Below are 17,292 nucleotides of genomic sequence, written 5' to 3' on the forward strand. Positions count from 1 at the left end.
TTAAAAGTAAGTTTCGTAATTTTTTTCACAGTGGTTTTCATTTTTGAGAATATGAAGGCAAGTATCTTTTTAATTAGGTGAAGAGTATAAGGAATAGTTGCTTCTAAACTAAGAGGAAAATCTCATTTTATTGCTTACTTTAAATAAAAAAAGCCGTCTATTGCATATATTTATGTTATAGACGCTTTTTCAATTGGAGAACAATTCCACTTTTCTCATTAACATGATAGACTACCTACATAACAAACCGTTTTAAAGGAGACCAAAAAATGTCTAAACTAAAAGGATTGGCTCGCAATTGTCTGCAAGTTGCGCCATTTATTTTATCCAATACAATTATTTTTATCCCTTATTTTTTATTTTTGAGTTTAAATGATGGAACAACGATGGAGAGGATATTACCATTTGTTCTTTTTTACACCTTTCGTATGACTGGAATTTTTCTATTAAAAAGTTTTAAGCTCGCATTAACGAGTTTTAATATTTTGATTATTTCTATTTTGATTGGTGGGATAGGCTGTCTTGTTGGAATGATGGGGCAAATTTATTTTCCTGCGTACTTATTTTCAGCCGTTTTATTGGGAATAAGTGCTTCTTGGTTGCCTGCTGCTAATACGACAGTTAATTATCATGAAAAACAGCAAGGATATTCCCCTCTAACAGGTAGAAAATATCTATTTATTTTTCTTATATTAGGTGGGGTGATCTTTTCGCTGACAATGACGAAAGAATGGAGAATTCCTTTTGTTTTAGGTGAGTATGTTCTGTTATATGTAGCGGCTTATCACACGGTTACCCACTATCCAGATTATGAGATTGATTTTAATGAAGTGAATCAGCAGGTTGTTTCTGTGAAAGAATTCTTTTTATTCTTGAGTTTCTTTGTGTTGCTACTGTTTATTCGTTCAGCTCGATTGTTGTTTAATCCGCAGCTGTTAGATATCGGCATTGTAGGATTTTCTGCGTTGTTTCTGATAGTTGCTTGGTATTTAACTAGACAAAGAAAAACATGGAAGCTGCCTTTGTGGTTGAATCTGATGCCATTTGCTGTGGGCATGTGTATGAATTTTCTACTGCTTTTTGGTACATTCTATGTTTCACTGCGTTTAGGAACAGATCGATTGACGGTGAACTTGTATCTTCCTTATCTTTTAGGAATTGTTGGTTCGGCTTTGTTTATTAAAAGTTTGTATCGTCTATTTCCAGAAGTTGATCCTAGAATTGTTCAGATTAGTGCGTTTATTGTATCGTTACTCTTTTTGCTGTTTCGACCACTTTTTCCAATAGGGATTTTTTTACTAAGCTTATGTATCAGTGCCACAGGTAATTTTTTGAATCAAAGGTATTATCAAGAGGAACTATTGCCGCAAGATCAGCGAATTATCACTAAATACAGTACACAAACCAAAGGCAGCGTGACCCATCAGCTATTATTAATGAGTGTGTTATGGTTACTTGCAAAACAAGCGGATTTACCAGTAAAAACGGTTTTGCAAATAACTGCTCATCGAACAGTTAATTCAGCAGCAATCCAGTTGGTTGAGCATGTTCATATAATCAGTGTCGTTGGCTTAATTTTATTCTTTTCTTTCATTTTATATGAAGTGATAAAGATCAATAAAAACCAAGTATATAAACAAAATGACCTAAAATGATGTGAAAATACTAAAAAAGTACAAGAGAATATTAAAGATGGTATAAAACTAAACTGGGAACCAATGGAATATGTTAAAATAAAAATAGTTTACAAGTAGAGGAGATTTTTGATGAAACAACGAGGATTTGAAGTCATAACTAATTATTCAGACCAAGGAATCACGATTCCACAACGTGCCACAAAAGGAGCTGCAGGATACGATTTTGAAGCAGCAGAAACAGTAGTTGTTCCAAGCATTTGGCAATTACAAGCACAAGGAATTGCGCCAAAGCCAGTTTTAGTAAAAACAGGGATTAAAGCGTACATGTCTGAAAATGAGTATTTAGAATTAGTGAGCCGTTCATCCAATCCATTGAAACGCTTCTTAATGCTAGCCAATGGCGTGGGTGTGATCGATAGTGATTATTATAATAATGAAGGCAATGAAGGACATATCATGTTTCAGTTTTTAAATTTCGGTTATGAAGATATGGTGATCGAAAAAGGGGAACGGATTGGACAAGGAATTTTTAAACCGTTTCTTTTAGCGGATGTCGACAATGTTGAAAACGAGCGCACAGGCGGTTTTGGTTCTTCAGGTAAAAACTAAGTCAAATGTGCTATAAACCAGCTTTTTAAAAGGCTGGTCTTAGTCTAAGATACCTATAGTATGGTAAAATAAAGAATACATCAAAACAAGGGGATAGCATATGGCAAAAAAAGCTAAAGTTCAATTTGAATGTCAAACTTGCGGGTATATTTCCCCAAAATATCTGGGTCGCTGTCCGAATTGTGGACAATGGAACACCATGACCGAAGAAGTGATTCAAGATACATCTGATCGTCGTGCTAGAGTTAGTTTGACTGGTAAAAAGACACAGCCGCAGCGTTTAGCTGAAGTGGTTCCTAAAAAAGAACCTAGAGTGAAGACTAAGTTGGTGGAGTTGAATCGTGTGTTAGGCGGTGGGGTGGTTCCTGGTTCACTCGTTTTAATTGGTGGAGATCCTGGGATTGGTAAATCAACGCTGCTTTTACAAGTATCACAACAACTTGCAGAAATCGGCGGCAAAGTACTTTATGTTTCTGGAGAAGAAAGTGCGGAACAAATCAAAATGCGGGCAGAGCGATTAAGTTCGATTGATACTGAATTTTATTTGTACGCTGAAACAGATATGAATGAAATTTCCCGAGCAATTGAAAAATTGGAGCCGGATTATGTGATTATCGATTCTATCCAAACGATGACTCAACCAGATGTAACTAGTGTTGCTGGAAGTGTCAGTCAAGTACGGGAAACAACTGCTGAATTATTGAAGATTGCTAAAACAAATGGCATTGCGATTTTTATTGTTGGGCATGTGACAAAAGAAGGATCAATTGCTGGGCCTAGAATGTTAGAGCATATGGTGGATACTGTGTTGTATTTTGAAGGAGATAAACATCATACTTTTAGAATATTAAGAGCGGTAAAAAATCGTTTTGGTTCAACCAATGAGATCGGGATTTTTGAAATGAGAGAGCATGGGCTAGAAGAAGTGGCAAATCCTTCTCAAGTATTTTTAGAAGAACGACTAGCTGACGCTACAGGTTCAGCGATTGTTGTGGCAATGGAAGGCACAAGACCGATTTTAGTTGAAGTCCAAGCTTTAGTAACGCCAACAATGTTTGGAAATGCGAAGCGAACAACAACCGGATTGGATTTTAATCGTGTTTCCTTGATTATGGCGGTTTTAGAAAAGCGTGCCGGATTACTACTGCAAAATCAAGATGCTTATTTGAAAGCTGCTGGTGGTGTAAAAATCAATGAACCAGCAATCGATTTGGCAGTGGCAGTCAGTATCGCTTCCAGTTATAAGGAAAATGGCACAAAGCCAACAGAATGTTTTATTGGTGAAATTGGTTTGACAGGTGAAATTCGCCGTGTGAATAGTATTGAACAACGAGTACGTGAAGCGCAAAAACTAGGTTTTACTAAAATTTATGTACCAAAAAACAATTTAGGTGGTTGGACAGCGCCAGAAGGAATTGAAATTATTGGTGTTGCTACAATTGGAGAGACGTTAAGAAAAGTTTTCAAATGATGAAGGGTAGAGATCAATACAAGGCTTAGGATTGATCTCAACCTTTATTCTTTAAATCAAGTATGAGTCTATAGGAGGATGAATCTATGCAAAAACGTGTCATCACACTGCTGATGATCGTCGTTGGTATAAGTCTAGGTATCTCACTGTTACCGATGGCTTGGGATATGGCGAAGCAAGCAGATAATACATGGCTGAACAATAACTTTACTAACAGTTTGATTGGTGCACTTATTTTCTTTATTTTATCTTTAGGGTTAGCAAAGTATATTGTTTCAGGTGTAAAAAAAATAGAAGCAACATTAAATGAGATGAGCTTGACCTACCTTTTATTTGGGAGTGTAGGCGCGATTATTGGCCTGATCATCGGTGTTATCATCTCTATTCCAATGTATAACTTAAATATTCCTTTTGTGAATAGCGTATTACCAATTTTAGTCATGATTATTTTTGGTTATCTTGGCTTTCGCATGGGAACGACTCGGATCGATGAGTGGCGTAAAATTTTCACACCAAGACAAAAGAAATCTCTAGCTGAAAACGATGGAGAAGTTTTAGAACGTCGAGTGGAAGATCATTTTCATAAATATAAAATTTTAGATACAAGTGTGATTATCGATGGTAGAATCTACGATATTGCTAAATCTGGATTTTTAGAAGGCGTTATTTTGATTCCTAATTTTGTATTGTATGAGTTGCAGTATATTGCTGATTCAGGCGATAGTTTAAAACGTGTACGTGGACGTCGCGGATTGGATATTTTAAATGCATTACAAAAAGAAGATGGTATTTCTGTTGAAATGTATGATGGTGATTTTGAAGATATTTCTGAAGTAGATAGCAAATTAATCAAATTAGCTAAACTATTAGACGGAGTTGTTGTAACGAATGATTATAATTTAAACAAAGTCTCTGAATTCCAAAATGTTCCTGTATTGAATATCAATGCTTTGGCAAATGCCGTGAAACCAGTTGTAATTCCTGGTGAAACCATGAATGTAATGGTTGTGAAAGCTGGGACTGAACGACAACAAGGTGTGGCTTATCTGGATGACGGCACGATGGTTGTAGTTGAAGATGGTCAGCATTATATGAATGAACATATTCAAGTGGTCGTTACTAGTGCCTTGCAGACCGCAGCGGGACGGATGATTTTTGCTAAACCTGCGCACTCTGGACGCGGGATTGATGATAGTAAAGAAGATCATAAAGCCAATGAGAAAAGCTGACAATAGAAATAAAGCACTAGATTATGAAGTTATCTTGTTAGCTGCTGGGCAAGGGAAAAGGATGGGAGCTAGCCGTAATAAAATTTTACTGCATCTGATTGGTAAACCAGTCATTTCCTATTCGTTAAATACATTTTTGAATGATCCTGCTTGCCAGCACATCATCTTGGTCACACAAGAAGATGAACAAGATTTACTAACTACGATGGTCCAGAAAGAAACCAAAAAGAAACAGTGTCCTGTAACGATTGTTTCTGGTGGGTCCGAGCGGCAATATAGTGTATATAACGGATTGAAGGCTTTATTGAATCCGGAAAATATTGTGATGGTACATGATGGAGCAAGGCCGTTTGTCACTTTAGCACAATTGAAATTATTGCATCGTAAAGTACAAGAAACCAGAGCAGCTATTTTAGGTGTTCCAGTCAAAGACACTATCAAACGTGTAGTTGACGGAATCGTTCAAGAAACGGTTCCACGTGAAACATTGTGGCAAATCCAAACGCCTCAAGTTTTTTATGGGGAAGATTTGTTAGCCGTTCATGCATTGGCGCAGCAAGAAGATTATTTAGGAACAGACGATGCTTCCCTCATTGAAAAATTCAGCAATTTACCTGTTTCCATGGTGTTAGGAAGTTATGAAAATATCAAACTAACGACACCAGAAGATATGCTGATTGGCGAAGCAATCGTGAAACGAAAAAGAAGTTAGGTGAAGAAATATGATACGAATTGGACAAGGATTTGATGTTCATCAATTAGTACAAGGGCGAAAACTGATTATCGGCGGTGTGGAACTTCCCTTTGAAAAAGGCTTGTTGGGACATTCTGATGCAGATGTATTGCTTCATGCAATCACTGACGCAATTTTAGGAGCTGCTGGACTAGGAGATATCGGTCATTTGTTTCCAGATACAGATCCAGCATTTAAAGATGCGGATTCAATCAAATTATTACAAGCTGCAAATCAAAAAGTTTTAGCTGACGGCTTTACTATTGGCAATATTGATTGTACAATTCTAGCAGAGCAACCAAAAATGAAACCCTATTTAGAACAAATGAAAGAAAACATCGCTAAAGCGTGCCAAATTGAGATGAACCAAATTAATTTGAAAGCAACGACGATGGAAAAAATGGGCTTCATTGGTCAAGAAGAAGGTATGGGAGCGATTGCGGTCGCTTTACTTGATAAATAGAAAGAGGAATGCACAATGACAAAAGTACGTGTACGTTATGCACCAAGTCCAACTGGACACTTGCATATTGGAAATGCAAGAACAGCCTTATTCAATTACTTATTTGCTCGCCACAACGATGGTGAATTTATTATTCGTATTGAAGATACGGACCAAAAAAGAAATATTGAAGATGGTGAAAAGAGCCAGCTAGAAAACTTAGCATGGTTAGGTATGGACTGGGATGAATCTCCTGAAAAACCAGGAGAATATGGACCTTACCGTCAATCAGAACGCGGCGAAATTTACCAACCATTGATCGATCAATTATTGGTAAGCAACCGTGCTTATAAATGTTATTGTACAGAAGAAGAATTAGAAGCGGAAAGAGAGGCGCAACGTGCCCGTGGTGAAATGCCTCATTATTCTGGAAAATGTGCAGAATTGACGCCTTCTGAACAAGCGGAAAAAGAAGCACAAGGACTTGAGCCCGTGATTCGTTTCCGTGTGCCAAGAAATACGTCTTATACATTTGAAGATATTGTTAAAGGTGAAATTGTTTTTGAATCAGACAATATTGGCGGCGACTTTGTTATTCAAAAACGTGACGGCATGCCGACCTATAATTTTGCGGTAGCAGTAGATGACCACATGATGAAAATCACTCACGTATTACGAGGCGATGATCATATTGCTAATACACCAAAACAATTAATGATTTATGAAGCATTTGGTTGGAAAGCACCAGAATTCGGACATATGACGTTAATCATCAACTCTGAAACAGGTAAAAAATTAAGTAAACGTGATGAATCAATTTTACAATTTATTGAACAATACCGTGAGCTTGGTTATTTACCAGAAGCGATGTTCAATTTCACTGCGTTATTAGGCTGGTCACCAGTGGGAGAAGAAGAAATCTTCTCACAAGAAGAACTAATCAAGATTTTTGATCCAGAACGTTTAAGTAAGTCACCAGCAGCGTTTGATGGCAAAAAACTAGAGTGGGTCAACAACCAATACATGAAACAATTAGACCTAGATGTCTTAACAGATATGTGTCTGCCATATTTAGTAGCAGAAGGTAAAGTTGAAGCTCAACCTAGTGGAGAAAAATTGGAATGGCTGAAAAAAGTTGTCAGCTTATACCAACCTCAAATGAGTTATGCCGCAGAAATCGTTGATGTATCTGAATTGTTCTTCAATGAACATCCTGTCCTAGATGATGCAGCGAAAGAAGTATTAGCTGGCGAAACGGTCCCAACTGTATTAGCTGCCTTTAAAGCGCAATTAGAAGCAATGGATGTTGTTGATGTGCCAAGTATTAAAGCAGGGATCAAAGCAGTGCAACAAGAAACTGGTGTTAAAGGGAAGAACCTATTTATGCCGATTCGTGTGGCTGTTTCAGGACAAATGCATGGACCTGAATTAGGCGATACCATCGAACTTTTAGGAAAAGAAAAAGCGTTAGATCATTTAAATAACGTTTTATAATAAAAATATGTAGAGAAGAAGAAGTAAAAAAGTATTTGTCTAAAGAGAGACTGTGGGTGGTGAAAACAGTTGTCAGAACTTTTTGAAATGCATCTTTGAATAGTTTCGGCGATAGGTAGCTGAAAACGGCCAACAACCGTTATCTGTTTTGAGGCAGGGAGACCTGTAAAAAAAAGTGGAACCACGCAGAAGCGTCTTTTAAACGAAGTTATTTCGTTTAAGAGACGCTTATTTTTTTATTGAATGAAAGGAGAGGTAATATGGGTTGGTTAACAAAAGCAGTTAGAGCAGTCAAAAAAAATGATCCAGCCGCACGTTCAACATTGGAAGCAGTCCTTACATATCCAGGCTTACATGCGTTGTTTTGGCATCGTTTTTCACATTTTCTTTATCGACATCACTTGTTTTTACTAGCAAAAATACATGCGCAATTCTGGCGTTTTTTAACAGGAATCGAAATTCATCCTGGTGCAAAGATCGCAACTGGAGTTTTTATCGATCATGGAATGGGCGTTGTGATTGGTCAAACTGCTGAGATTGAGGAAGATGTAGTTTTATTTCATGGCGTTACTTTAGGCGGAACAGGTAAAGATGAGGGGAAACGCCATCCGACTGTAAAAAAAGGGGCAATGATTCATGCCCATGCACAAATCTTAGGGCCAGTTACGATTGGTGAACGAGCAAAAATCGGTGCTTCGGCGGTAGTATTAACAGATATTCCAGATGATGCGACGGCAGTGGGGATACCAGCGAAAGTTGTAAGGATCAAAGGAGAAAAAATGGAGGGAAATTATGATTCAAATTTATAATACATTAACAAGAGAAAAAGAAACTTTTCAACCAATAGAAGAAGGAAAAGTCCGGATGTATGTCTGTGGACCAACGGTTTATAATTATATCCACATAGGTAATTCACGAAGTACAGTTGCCTTTGACACAATTAGACGTTATTTGGAGTATCGTGGTTATGAAGTGAATTTTGTATCAAATTTTACAGATGTTGATGACAAAATCATTCGTGTAGCCAAAGAATTAGGTATCACAGCACCAGAAGTAGCTGAACGATTCATCCATGCGTTTGAAGAAGATACGAATGCTTTAAATGTGTTACCTGCTACACAACATCCACGTGTAATGGACCATATGCCGGATATTTTAACGTTTATTCAAACCTTGATCGACAAAGGTTACGCGTATGAATCCCAAGGTGATGTGTATTACCGAACACGTAAATTTGAAGGCTACGGGAAACTTAGCCACCAGTCTATTGACGAATTAGAGATTGGAGCTAGTCAACGAACAGGTCTAGAAAAAGAACTAAAAGAAGATCCGTTAGATTTTGCGCTATGGAAAGGGGCAAAAGTAGACGAAATTTCTTGGGATTCACCGTGGGGAGCGGGTCGTCCAGGCTGGCATATTGAGTGTTCTGTTATGGCAACGAAACACTTAGGTGATACAATTGATATCCACGGGGGCGGTCAAGATTTAGAATTTCCTCATCATGAGAATGAAATTGCCCAAAGTGAAGCAAAAACAGGAAAAACATTTGCTAATTACTGGATGCACAACGGTTTTGTAACAATTGGTGAAGACGATGAAAAAATGAGCAAATCTTTGGGGAACTTTGTGACGGTTCATGAATTGATTCAGCAAGTAGACCCTCAACTTCTACGCTTTTTCATGGCAACAACTCAATATCGTCGTCCAATCCGTTACAGTGAAACGCTGTTAAAAGAAGCTGGCGTCAATTTGCAAAAATTAAAGAATGCTTTTGAGAACCTATCATTTAGAAAAAATGATGCAACCGCAACATTAGAAGAAGACGATGCTAAATTACAAGAGTTGCAAGAATTAGAAATACGTTTCACTACTGAAATGGATGATGATTTCAACGCAGCTAATGGAACCACTGTTGTTTACGAATTGGCTAAATGGATGAATCAATACAGTGAGCAGGAAGTGGTTTCGGCAAGTATTACGGAAAAAGCATTAGAAAAATTTACGCAATGGTTGAGCATTTTTGGTATTTTCTTCTTATCAGAAGAATTACTGGATGATGATATTGACCAATTGATTGAAGAACGCAATCAAGCCCGTGCTAACCGTGATTTTGCCCGTAGTGATGAAATTCGTGATTTATTGAAAGATAAAGGAATAACCTTGGAAGACACAGCGCAAGGAACAAGATGGAGAAGAAGTGAATGAGAGATTATACACAATTAAATGGTTTAGCGTTAGCTTATGTAGGAGATGCGATTTATGAAATCTATATTCGTGACTACCTAGTTGAACAAGGGCAAACTAAACCGAATATTTTACACCGCATGGCGACACACTACGTTTCAGCTAAAGCACAAGCCTTTTTGATTCAAGAAATGCTGGAAGAAAAGTTGTTGACAGAAGACGAAGAACTAATGTATAAACGGGGCCGTAATGCCAAAAGTCACACATCAGCAAAAAATGCTGATATCACAACGTATCGCATTGCAACAGGCTTTGAATCGTTGATGGGTTATCTGCATTTAACAAAACAAAATGAACGCTTAGAAGAATTGATTGATTGGTGTATAAAAAAAGTAGGTGAAAAAGATGAAAAATGATAAGAAGCGTCCTTTTAAAGGCAATAAACCTAAGAAAAATCAACCATTTAAAAAAGAACCTATAAGAAAAGAACGGGAAGTCTCTCAAGAAGCAATCGAAGACAACTTTGTTTTTGGAAATCATGCCACTGTTGAAGCGATTCAACAAGGTCGTGGGAATAAACTATTTCTCCAAGAAGATAGTAAAAGTGAAAAGGTAGAACAGCTGAAATTACTGGCAAAAGAAAATGCAGTGCCAGTGAAATGGGTACCAAAACAAAAGTTAGACACAATGACTGACCATGGTGTGCATCAGGGGATCGTATTGGCGATTACAGCTTACGAATATCTAACATTGGATGAATTGTTGGATCGTACGAAAGAGAAGACAGAGACCCCATTTTTCTTGATTTTGGATAGTATCGAAGATCCTCATAACTTTGGGTCGATATTGCGAACAGCTGATGCAACAGGTGTGGACGGTATTATTATTCCGAAACATCGTGCGGTAGGAATCACACCAGTGGTTACAAAAGCATCGACTGGAGCAGTAGAATATATTCCAGTTGCACGTGTAACGAATTTAACTCAAACGATTGCTACATTGAAAGAAAATAGTTTTTGGATTTTCGGAACGGATATGAAAGGTACTGATTATCGTCAATGGAATACACAAGGATCAATTGCTTTGATTATCGGTAATGAAGGTCGAGGTATGAGTCAGGGACTGCACAAAGAAGTGGATGAATTATTGACAATTCCTATGACAGGCCATGTTCAAAGTTTAAATGCGGGTGTTGCTGCTGGTTTATTGATGTATGAGGCATATAGAGGACGGAATCCACTCTAAATCTGAATAAACGGCGAGAAAAAGTAGACTAGAATTCCTTCAATTCTTAAGAGTTGAAGGTCTTGGGTCTCGGGAATGAAAACTATTGTCTCGACCGCCTATAATAAAGAAGGTGACAAAGCAAAATGAAAAAACAATTACTAATCGTTGATGGGTATAATATGATTGGCTCTTGGCCGGAACTAGTTCAGTTAAAAAATAAAAATAAACTTGAAGATGCCAGAGAAGTTTTGCTGCAGCGTTTATCCAATTATGCAAAATATGAGGACTTAGAAGTGATTGTTGTTTTTGATGCACAGCTAGTTCCGGGAATTCAGCAGACCTATAAAAAATATCTTTTGACTGTTATATTTACTAAAGAAGAGGAAACGGCTGATAGTTATATTGAGCGGATTGCTGGTGAAAAAAATGACCGTTTAACTCAAGTGACTGTAGCAACCAGTGATTTGGCGGAACAATGGCTTGTTTTTTCAAAAGGTGCACTACGGGCATCAGCGAATGAACTATATAAAAGTGTTAAAAAATCAGAACGCACGATTGCTGTTCATGCAACAGATATTCATTTTCAGGATTTCCGACGAAATTCTCCTTGGAATTCAGAACAATTGTCGAAATTGTCCAACAAATTGGACGAATTATCCAAAAATGATGATTAAACACCCGTTCGCTTCTGTTTTTTTTTAAAGGAATGTTACGCTTTTTTCAAGCATTTTGCGTAGTAGTGAAATGTTTGAAAGGAGAAGGTTGGGATGAATAAGTATGAAGACATTTTAAAGGGAGATATGTTGGCATTTGATTGTTTATATCGAAAATATTATCCAGTAGTCTATAAGTTTCAGAAAAAGTATTATTTGAAAGATTTTGATCGTGAAGACTGGCTGCAGGAAGGACGAATCATTTTCCATCGGTCACTGGAAAGATATGAGGAAGCTCATAATGTTTCTATTGGAAAATTTTTTAAGTCGAATTTTGAGAATCACATTCGTAGTTTAGTTAGAAAACAATGTGCAGTCAAACGCACGATTGATGTTCAATCGGTTTCTTTAGATCAAAAAGTAGAGATTCAGGGAGAATCCTTTTTTGATTATGTTGGGACGGAAGAGACAGATGTGTTAGAACAAATGATTATTAGAGAGAAGTTGGAACAATTACCCATCGTATTATCTCCATTTGAACGAGTAACATTTCAAGAATACATGAATGGCAAAGAATTGGAAGAAATAGCGAAAGATACAGATAATCGTGAAATCATTGTTAGAAGTGCTTATGATCGAGCAAAAAAGAAGTTAAAAGCGATTATTTATGATTAAATGAGAATTTTAGCGATTTTCACATCAAATAATTATCCAGTATAGATTATAATTAGTTGCAATTCATTTTCTGCTATGGTAAACTTGTTAATTTTGTTGTTACATGATATAATGGAAGTTGAGGTGAATGCAATGCCAACAACTTTAGCGTCAATTAAAAAAGATCTAGAATGTCGTATCGGCAGCCAAATCACATTAGTTGCTCAGACCGGCAGAAAGCGCCAAACTGAACGTAAAGGTATTTTGACAGAAACGTACCCATCTGTCTTCGTTGTAGATTTAGATCCAGATGAAAACTCATTTGAACGAGTTTCTTATAGTTATTCAGATGTGTTAACACGCACAGTAGAGATTGAATTTGTCAGTGAAGCAGTTTAAAGAAATTAGTTTTTTTTAAAGTAGAGTCAAAGCGTTTTTGCTTTGGCTCTATTTTTTTTGAGATATATTAATAAAAAGAATGTGCTGGAATGAAAAGTAAATAGCACCTACTAAAAAGCGAATGGAAAAGGCAGTAAACCTACTATAAACAAACCCATAATGAAAAATATATCAATTTTTCCACAATTATATACTTCTCTAACAACATATGTTAGAATTTAAAAGATTATGAAGTTGGTCAGGTAATGGGATTAGATAGGTGAAAAAGAATGGAAATCATAGAAAAAGCGCCCGCAAAAATTAACTTGGGATTGGATGCTCTCTATAAAAGAAACGATGGTTACCACGAATTAGAGATGATTATGGCTAGTGTAGATTTAGCCGATCGGCTGACTTTTAAGTTGTTGCCTAAAAATGAAATAGTGGTGGAAACAGATAGCTCCTTCTTACCAGTAGATAGAAGAAATCATGTGTATCAGGCTGCAGAATTACTGAAAAACACATTTCATATTACACAAGGAGTCAAAATTTATATAGAAAAAAGAATACCTGTTGCAGCTGGCTTAGCTGGTGGCAGTAGCGATTGTGCTGCTGCATTAAGAGGGTTGAATCGATTATGGAACCTAGGCTTGTCTTTAGAAGAACTTGCAGAACTAGGCAGCAAGATTGGTTCAGATGTACCTTACTGTATTCATGGCGGAACAGCGTTTGTCACAGGACGTGGGGAAAAAATAGAGTTTTTACCGCCAATGCCACAATGCTGGGTTGTTTTAGTGAAACCAAAAATGAGTGTTTCTACGGGTTCGATATTTGGCAGTTTATCATTTAATAGTATCCATCACCCGGATATTCTTGGGTTGAAACAAGCGATTGAAACGGATGATTATCAGTTAATGACTGAAAAAATCGGAAATACATTAGAAGATGTGACGATTAAACGGCATCCAGTGATCCAGCAGATTAAAGATCGCATGTTAAAATATGGAGCAGATGCAGCGTTAATGAGCGGTAGCGGTCCAACCGTATTTGCTTTATGTGAGAAACAAACGCGAGCCCAACGTATTTACAATGGTTTGAAAGGTTTTTGTGACGAAGTCTATATTGTGCGAACATTAAAATAAGTAAGAAATGAAGAGGGGCTTATTTCAGTCAACTCTTCATTTTTTTAGTACAAAATAGGGAAGAATAAAATACTTTTTTCATTTTTTCTGTTTTCTCTTGACGTTCTCTTTTCCTTCTGGTAAATTAGTTCTTGCTAGCAAATCGTAAATGTTACGATTTGTATAAGATAAATCGAAATGAGGAAATTAAGATGAAAAAACATAGCTGGAAATATATGGTAGGATTACTTTTAACAGCCACAATTTTTATGTTGGCGGCCTGCGGAGAAACAAAAGAACAAGAAAAATCTGGGAAAAGTGATACAATAAAAGTCGTAACAACTTTTTATCCAATGTACGATTTTGCTAAAAATGTGGTTGGTGATGCTGGTGATGTTCAATTACTAATCCCTGCCGGAACAGAACCTCATGACTACGAGCCAAGTGCAAAAGATATCGCGAAAATAACAGATGCAGATGCCTTTGTTTACAACAGTCATGAATTAGAAACATGGGTTAACGATATCTTGGAAAATGTGGATAAGAAGAAAACGGCTGTTGTAGAAGCAGCAGGTTCAATTGATTTGATGGCCGGAGAAGAACATGACCATGATCACGAAGAAGAAGCAGACCACGATGGACACGATCATGACCATGAGTTAGATCCGCATGTTTGGTTGGATCCAGTTTTAGCACAAAAAGAAGTCGAAGCCATTCGCGATGCTTTAGTGAAAAAATACCCAGAGAAAAAAGAAACATTTGAAAAAAATGCAGCAGCGTATATTGAAAAATTAAAAGCATTAGATACAGAATATAAAGATGCTCTTTTAAATGCGAAAAACAAAACATTCGTAACTCAACATGCTGCATTTGGCTATTTAGCAAAACAATACGGCTTGACGCAAGAATCAATTGCTGGAATTTCTCCAGATCAAGAACCATCACCAAGTCGTTTAGCAGAGTTAAAAACATATATCAAAGAGCATAATGTATCAGTGATTTATTTTGAATCATCTGCTTCATCAAAAGTTGCTGAAACATTAGCACGTGAAACAGGTGTTGAATTAGCGGTACTAAACCCACTAGAAAGTATTACGAAAAAAGATCAAGATCAAGGTGAAGATTATATTTCTGTGATGAAAGCCAATCTTGAGGCTTTGAAAAAAAGTATTAAGTAAAAAAATAAAGGCGGGATAAAAAGTGTTTAGGCTTTTATCCCGGCTTTCAGTTGTGTATAAGTTTATTATAAAAGGAGAATGGTCATGCATTACTTAGAAGTCAAAGACCTCACATTTTATTATGATGATGAGCCAGTCTTAGAAGATGTGTCATATTATGTTGATCCAGGCGAATTTGTGATCTTGACTGGTGAAAATGGCGCCGCAAAGTCTACGTTGATCAAAAGTACCTTGGGGTTATTAAAACCGACAAAAGGGGCAATCACGATTGCAAAAGAAAATACAGCAGGAGAAAAGCTTAGTATTGGTTATATTCCTCAGCAAGTGGCTTCGTTCAATGCCGGATTTCCAAGTACGGTGATCGAGCTAGTTCGTTCAGGTCGTTTTCCCCGCAATCGTTGGTTTAAACCATTAACCAAAAGAGACCATCAGCATGTAGAAAAGGCATTGAAAGCTGTGGGAATGTGGGAGATGCGTCATAAACGAATCGGAGAGCTTTCCGGCGGACAAAAACAGCGGATTAGTTTAGCTCGTATTTTTGCGACAGACCCAGATTTATTCATTTTAGACGAACCAACAACAGGAATGGATGAAACCTCTAGAAATGAATTCTATCGTCTATTAAGACATAATGCTCACGATCATGGCAAGGCAATTTTGATGATCACACACGATCATGAAGATATCAAATCTTATGCGGATCGACAAATTCGTTTAGTTCGGAAGGAAGACTCACAATGGAGATGTTTTCATATGAGTTCAGATTCAGTCTGAAGTAAGACGGAGATACTATAAAATCAATGTTTCTATCAATCTTATTTTTTGGAAATAAACATAAAGAAGACCTACTTTTCTCAGTAGGTCTTCTTTTTGAATTGAAATTAGTCTGTTTTTGGCTTGCAAAGTGTAGTTAAGTTATATTTAGCATTATATAAAAATTTCCTTCGAACATTCACCCAACTAAGCCATCTCTACTAAATCCGAAGTACTCACTTCAAGAATAAACTCAATTAAAAAATACTCTTTATCAACATAAAAAGAAAATGAAGTTCCCCGATACTGAGCCAAAATCTTCGAGATACTATTAAGCCCTGCATTTTTCAACGCTCTTTTATTATTCAACGCGTAGTCAGCAGATTCACTAAGCGACATATGCTGTTCTCCTATATTTGTTAAATTAAAATAAATATGAGCATTCTCTTTTTTTACAGTCAAAACGATTTCATCTTCCAGTTTAAGGTCTTTTTTAGTTAGTACATAATCAAAGCTTGCAGAGAGACAACGAATAAAATCAATTAAACGAATAGAAATATCTATTTCCTGGATGGTTTGAGGAATAACAATTGTAAGCTTAATATTTTTTGTTCTACACCTGTCGACAAAATGAATTAATAATCCTTGCACTGAAGGAATTAATAAATAGCTCAGCTGCTCATATTGATCATCTTCCAACAAATCCTTTGAGTAATTGGTAATTGAAGCAATATATGCCAATGCCTCTTCTGTTTTACCTTTCTCAACATAACTCATTAAACTTACCAAAATATTACGATAATCATGTCTAAATTCATCAGCCAGCGCAATTTGTTCCATTTCATTATTATATCGTTGAAATAAAAGGGTCTTGTTTATTTGCTGCAAATAATAGCGACTATATAAATAAGCTGTAAGGAAAAAAACCGTACTAAGTGTGAGTAGAATAAAGGTTAAGTATAAAAAAGTAATTAGAGTAGAAGTAACAACGGATAGATGTCTCAGGATGCTTAAAATAATCAAAATAATAGTGAGAATGATTACTGATACTTTGTAATTTTTTTGAATTTGAGAAATGGAGTCAAAAATTTTATATTTGAATTCCAATTTTAGAATCAACAGAATCAAAAGGAGCAGCAATAGCTGCTGTGCGACTAAAGACAAAGGAGCAAACTGTCGATAAAGAATAGCTGGAACTTTTCCTGTTTCAGCTAAAAAAAACAAGAGATCATGTGTAAACAACCAAGCAAGAATAACTAGGGAACTTTCTAAATAAAGAAAAAGCCCCATTGACAGCCAATTATTTGAGTAACGGATAATAAATATAGGATGTAGAATTGAAAAAATAAATAAAACAACCAAAATATAAGGATCTTTAATGAATAAACTCAACAAAAACTGAAAAACTAATAATGAAGAAAGAACAGTTGTTTGAAATGGAGAAGTAAATTTTTTGTTTCCTAAAAACCAAATGGTCTGGAGATAATTTAGTGCAAGCATTCCAGTAAAAACGGATATGTTCATGAATA

At 36.5% G+C, this 17,292-nt stretch carries 18 protein-coding genes and 1 other annotated feature; of the genes, 17 read left to right on the forward strand and 1 reads right to left on the reverse strand.

Annotated features, from left to right (window positions below; all coding sequences use genetic code 11):
• Window positions 1-269 precede the first annotated feature (269 nt).
• The 17 genes from AC4BB2_RS00275 to AC4BB2_RS00355 all read left to right on the forward strand — a co-directional run bounded on the left by AC4BB2_RS00275 (window position 270) and on the right by AC4BB2_RS00355 (window position 15,784).
• Entirely contained in the window at window positions 270-1,655 is a 1,386-nt protein-coding gene (locus AC4BB2_RS00275) for a hypothetical protein (protein ID WP_490473474.1), read from the forward strand.
• A 111-nt stretch (window positions 1,656-1,766) separates the two neighbouring features.
• The gene (locus AC4BB2_RS00280; RefSeq protein WP_490473475.1) at window positions 1,767-2,246 is read left to right on the forward strand and encodes a dCTP deaminase/dUTPase family protein; all 480 of its coding nucleotides are present in this window, start codon (window positions 1,767-1,769) and stop codon (window positions 2,244-2,246) included.
• 100 nt (window positions 2,247-2,346) lie between these two features.
• Window positions 2,347-3,717 carry a DNA repair protein RadA gene (gene radA / locus AC4BB2_RS00285; protein ID WP_490473476.1) on the forward strand — a complete coding sequence of 457 codons (1,371 nt, stop codon included), beginning with the start codon at window positions 2,347-2,349 and terminating at the stop codon, window positions 3,715-3,717.
• 86 nt (window positions 3,718-3,803) lie between these two features.
• A complete protein-coding gene (locus AC4BB2_RS00290; RefSeq protein ID WP_490473477.1) occupies window positions 3,804-4,946 on the forward strand; it encodes a PIN/TRAM domain-containing protein in 1,143 nt (380 codons plus the stop codon).
• A complete protein-coding gene (ispD, locus tag AC4BB2_RS00295) occupies window positions 4,906-5,658 on the forward strand; it encodes a 2-C-methyl-D-erythritol 4-phosphate cytidylyltransferase (RefSeq protein ID WP_490473478.1) in 753 nt (250 codons plus the stop codon). The genes AC4BB2_RS00290 and ispD overlap by 41 nt, the downstream gene beginning before the upstream one ends.
• 10 nt (window positions 5,659-5,668) lie before the next feature.
• On the forward strand, window positions 5,669-6,142 hold the full coding sequence (ispF, locus tag AC4BB2_RS00300) for a 2-C-methyl-D-erythritol 2,4-cyclodiphosphate synthase (RefSeq protein ID WP_490473479.1): 474 nt from the start codon (window positions 5,669-5,671) through the stop codon (window positions 6,140-6,142).
• Between the two features lie 15 nt (window positions 6,143-6,157).
• Complete coding sequence (gene gltX / locus AC4BB2_RS00305) at window positions 6,158-7,615, forward strand: glutamate--tRNA ligase (protein ID WP_490473480.1); 1,458 nt, start codon at window positions 6,158-6,160, stop codon at window positions 7,613-7,615.
• A 1-nt stretch (window position 7,616) separates the two neighbouring features.
• Window positions 7,617-7,817 (forward strand) — a binding site (T-box leader).
• A 58-nt stretch (window positions 7,818-7,875) separates the two neighbouring features.
• Window positions 7,876-8,424: a serine O-acetyltransferase EpsC gene (gene epsC / locus AC4BB2_RS00310; protein WP_490473481.1), complete on the forward strand. Its 549-nt coding sequence runs from the start codon at window positions 7,876-7,878 to the stop codon at window positions 8,422-8,424.
• Window positions 8,408-9,820, forward strand: coding sequence for a cysteine--tRNA ligase (cysS, locus tag AC4BB2_RS00315; RefSeq protein ID WP_490473482.1), 1,413 nt, complete (start codon window positions 8,408-8,410; stop codon window positions 9,818-9,820). The genes epsC and cysS overlap by 17 nt, the downstream gene beginning before the upstream one ends.
• The gene (locus tag AC4BB2_RS00320) at window positions 9,817-10,215 is read left to right on the forward strand and encodes a Mini-ribonuclease 3 (RefSeq protein ID WP_490473483.1); all 399 of its coding nucleotides are present in this window, start codon (window positions 9,817-9,819) and stop codon (window positions 10,213-10,215) included. The genes cysS and AC4BB2_RS00320 overlap by 4 nt, the downstream gene beginning before the upstream one ends.
• Window positions 10,205-11,044, forward strand: coding sequence for a 23S rRNA (guanosine(2251)-2'-O)-methyltransferase RlmB (rlmB, locus tag AC4BB2_RS00325; protein WP_490473484.1), 840 nt, complete (start codon window positions 10,205-10,207; stop codon window positions 11,042-11,044). Before AC4BB2_RS00320 ends, rlmB begins: the two co-directional genes overlap by 11 nt.
• Window positions 11,045-11,169: 125 nt before the next feature.
• Window positions 11,170-11,700, forward strand: coding sequence for an NYN domain-containing protein (locus AC4BB2_RS00330; protein ID WP_490473485.1), 531 nt, complete (start codon window positions 11,170-11,172; stop codon window positions 11,698-11,700).
• 93 nt (window positions 11,701-11,793) lie between these two features.
• On the forward strand, window positions 11,794-12,354 hold the full coding sequence (locus tag AC4BB2_RS00335) for a sigma-70 family RNA polymerase sigma factor (protein ID WP_490473486.1): 561 nt from the start codon (window positions 11,794-11,796) through the stop codon (window positions 12,352-12,354).
• A 132-nt stretch (window positions 12,355-12,486) separates the two neighbouring features.
• Complete coding sequence (locus AC4BB2_RS00340) at window positions 12,487-12,732, forward strand: Veg family protein (RefSeq protein WP_069635129.1); 246 nt, start codon at window positions 12,487-12,489, stop codon at window positions 12,730-12,732.
• Window positions 12,733-13,001: 269 nt separating this feature from the next.
• A complete protein-coding gene (gene ispE / locus AC4BB2_RS00345) occupies window positions 13,002-13,853 on the forward strand; it encodes a 4-(cytidine 5'-diphospho)-2-C-methyl-D-erythritol kinase (protein WP_490473487.1) in 852 nt (283 codons plus the stop codon).
• Window positions 13,854-14,044: 191 nt separating this feature from the next.
• Window positions 14,045-15,010, forward strand: coding sequence for a metal ABC transporter substrate-binding protein (locus AC4BB2_RS00350; protein ID WP_490473488.1), 966 nt, complete (start codon window positions 14,045-14,047; stop codon window positions 15,008-15,010).
• A gap of 84 nt (window positions 15,011-15,094) precedes the next feature.
• On the forward strand, window positions 15,095-15,784 hold the full coding sequence (locus AC4BB2_RS00355) for a metal ABC transporter ATP-binding protein (RefSeq protein WP_490473489.1): 690 nt from the start codon (window positions 15,095-15,097) through the stop codon (window positions 15,782-15,784).
• Between the two features lie 186 nt (window positions 15,785-15,970).
• Here AC4BB2_RS00355 and AC4BB2_RS00360 read toward each other — a convergent pair whose 3' ends face one another.
• Window positions 15,971-17,287 (reverse strand): hypothetical protein, encoded by a 1,317-nt coding sequence (locus AC4BB2_RS00360; RefSeq protein ID WP_490473490.1) that lies wholly within the window; start codon window positions 17,285-17,287, stop codon window positions 15,971-15,973.
• Between the last annotated feature and the right edge of the window lie 5 nt (window positions 17,288-17,292).

The sequence above is a fragment of the Enterococcus sp. AAFC-DPL-5146 genome, assembly GCF_058216635.1.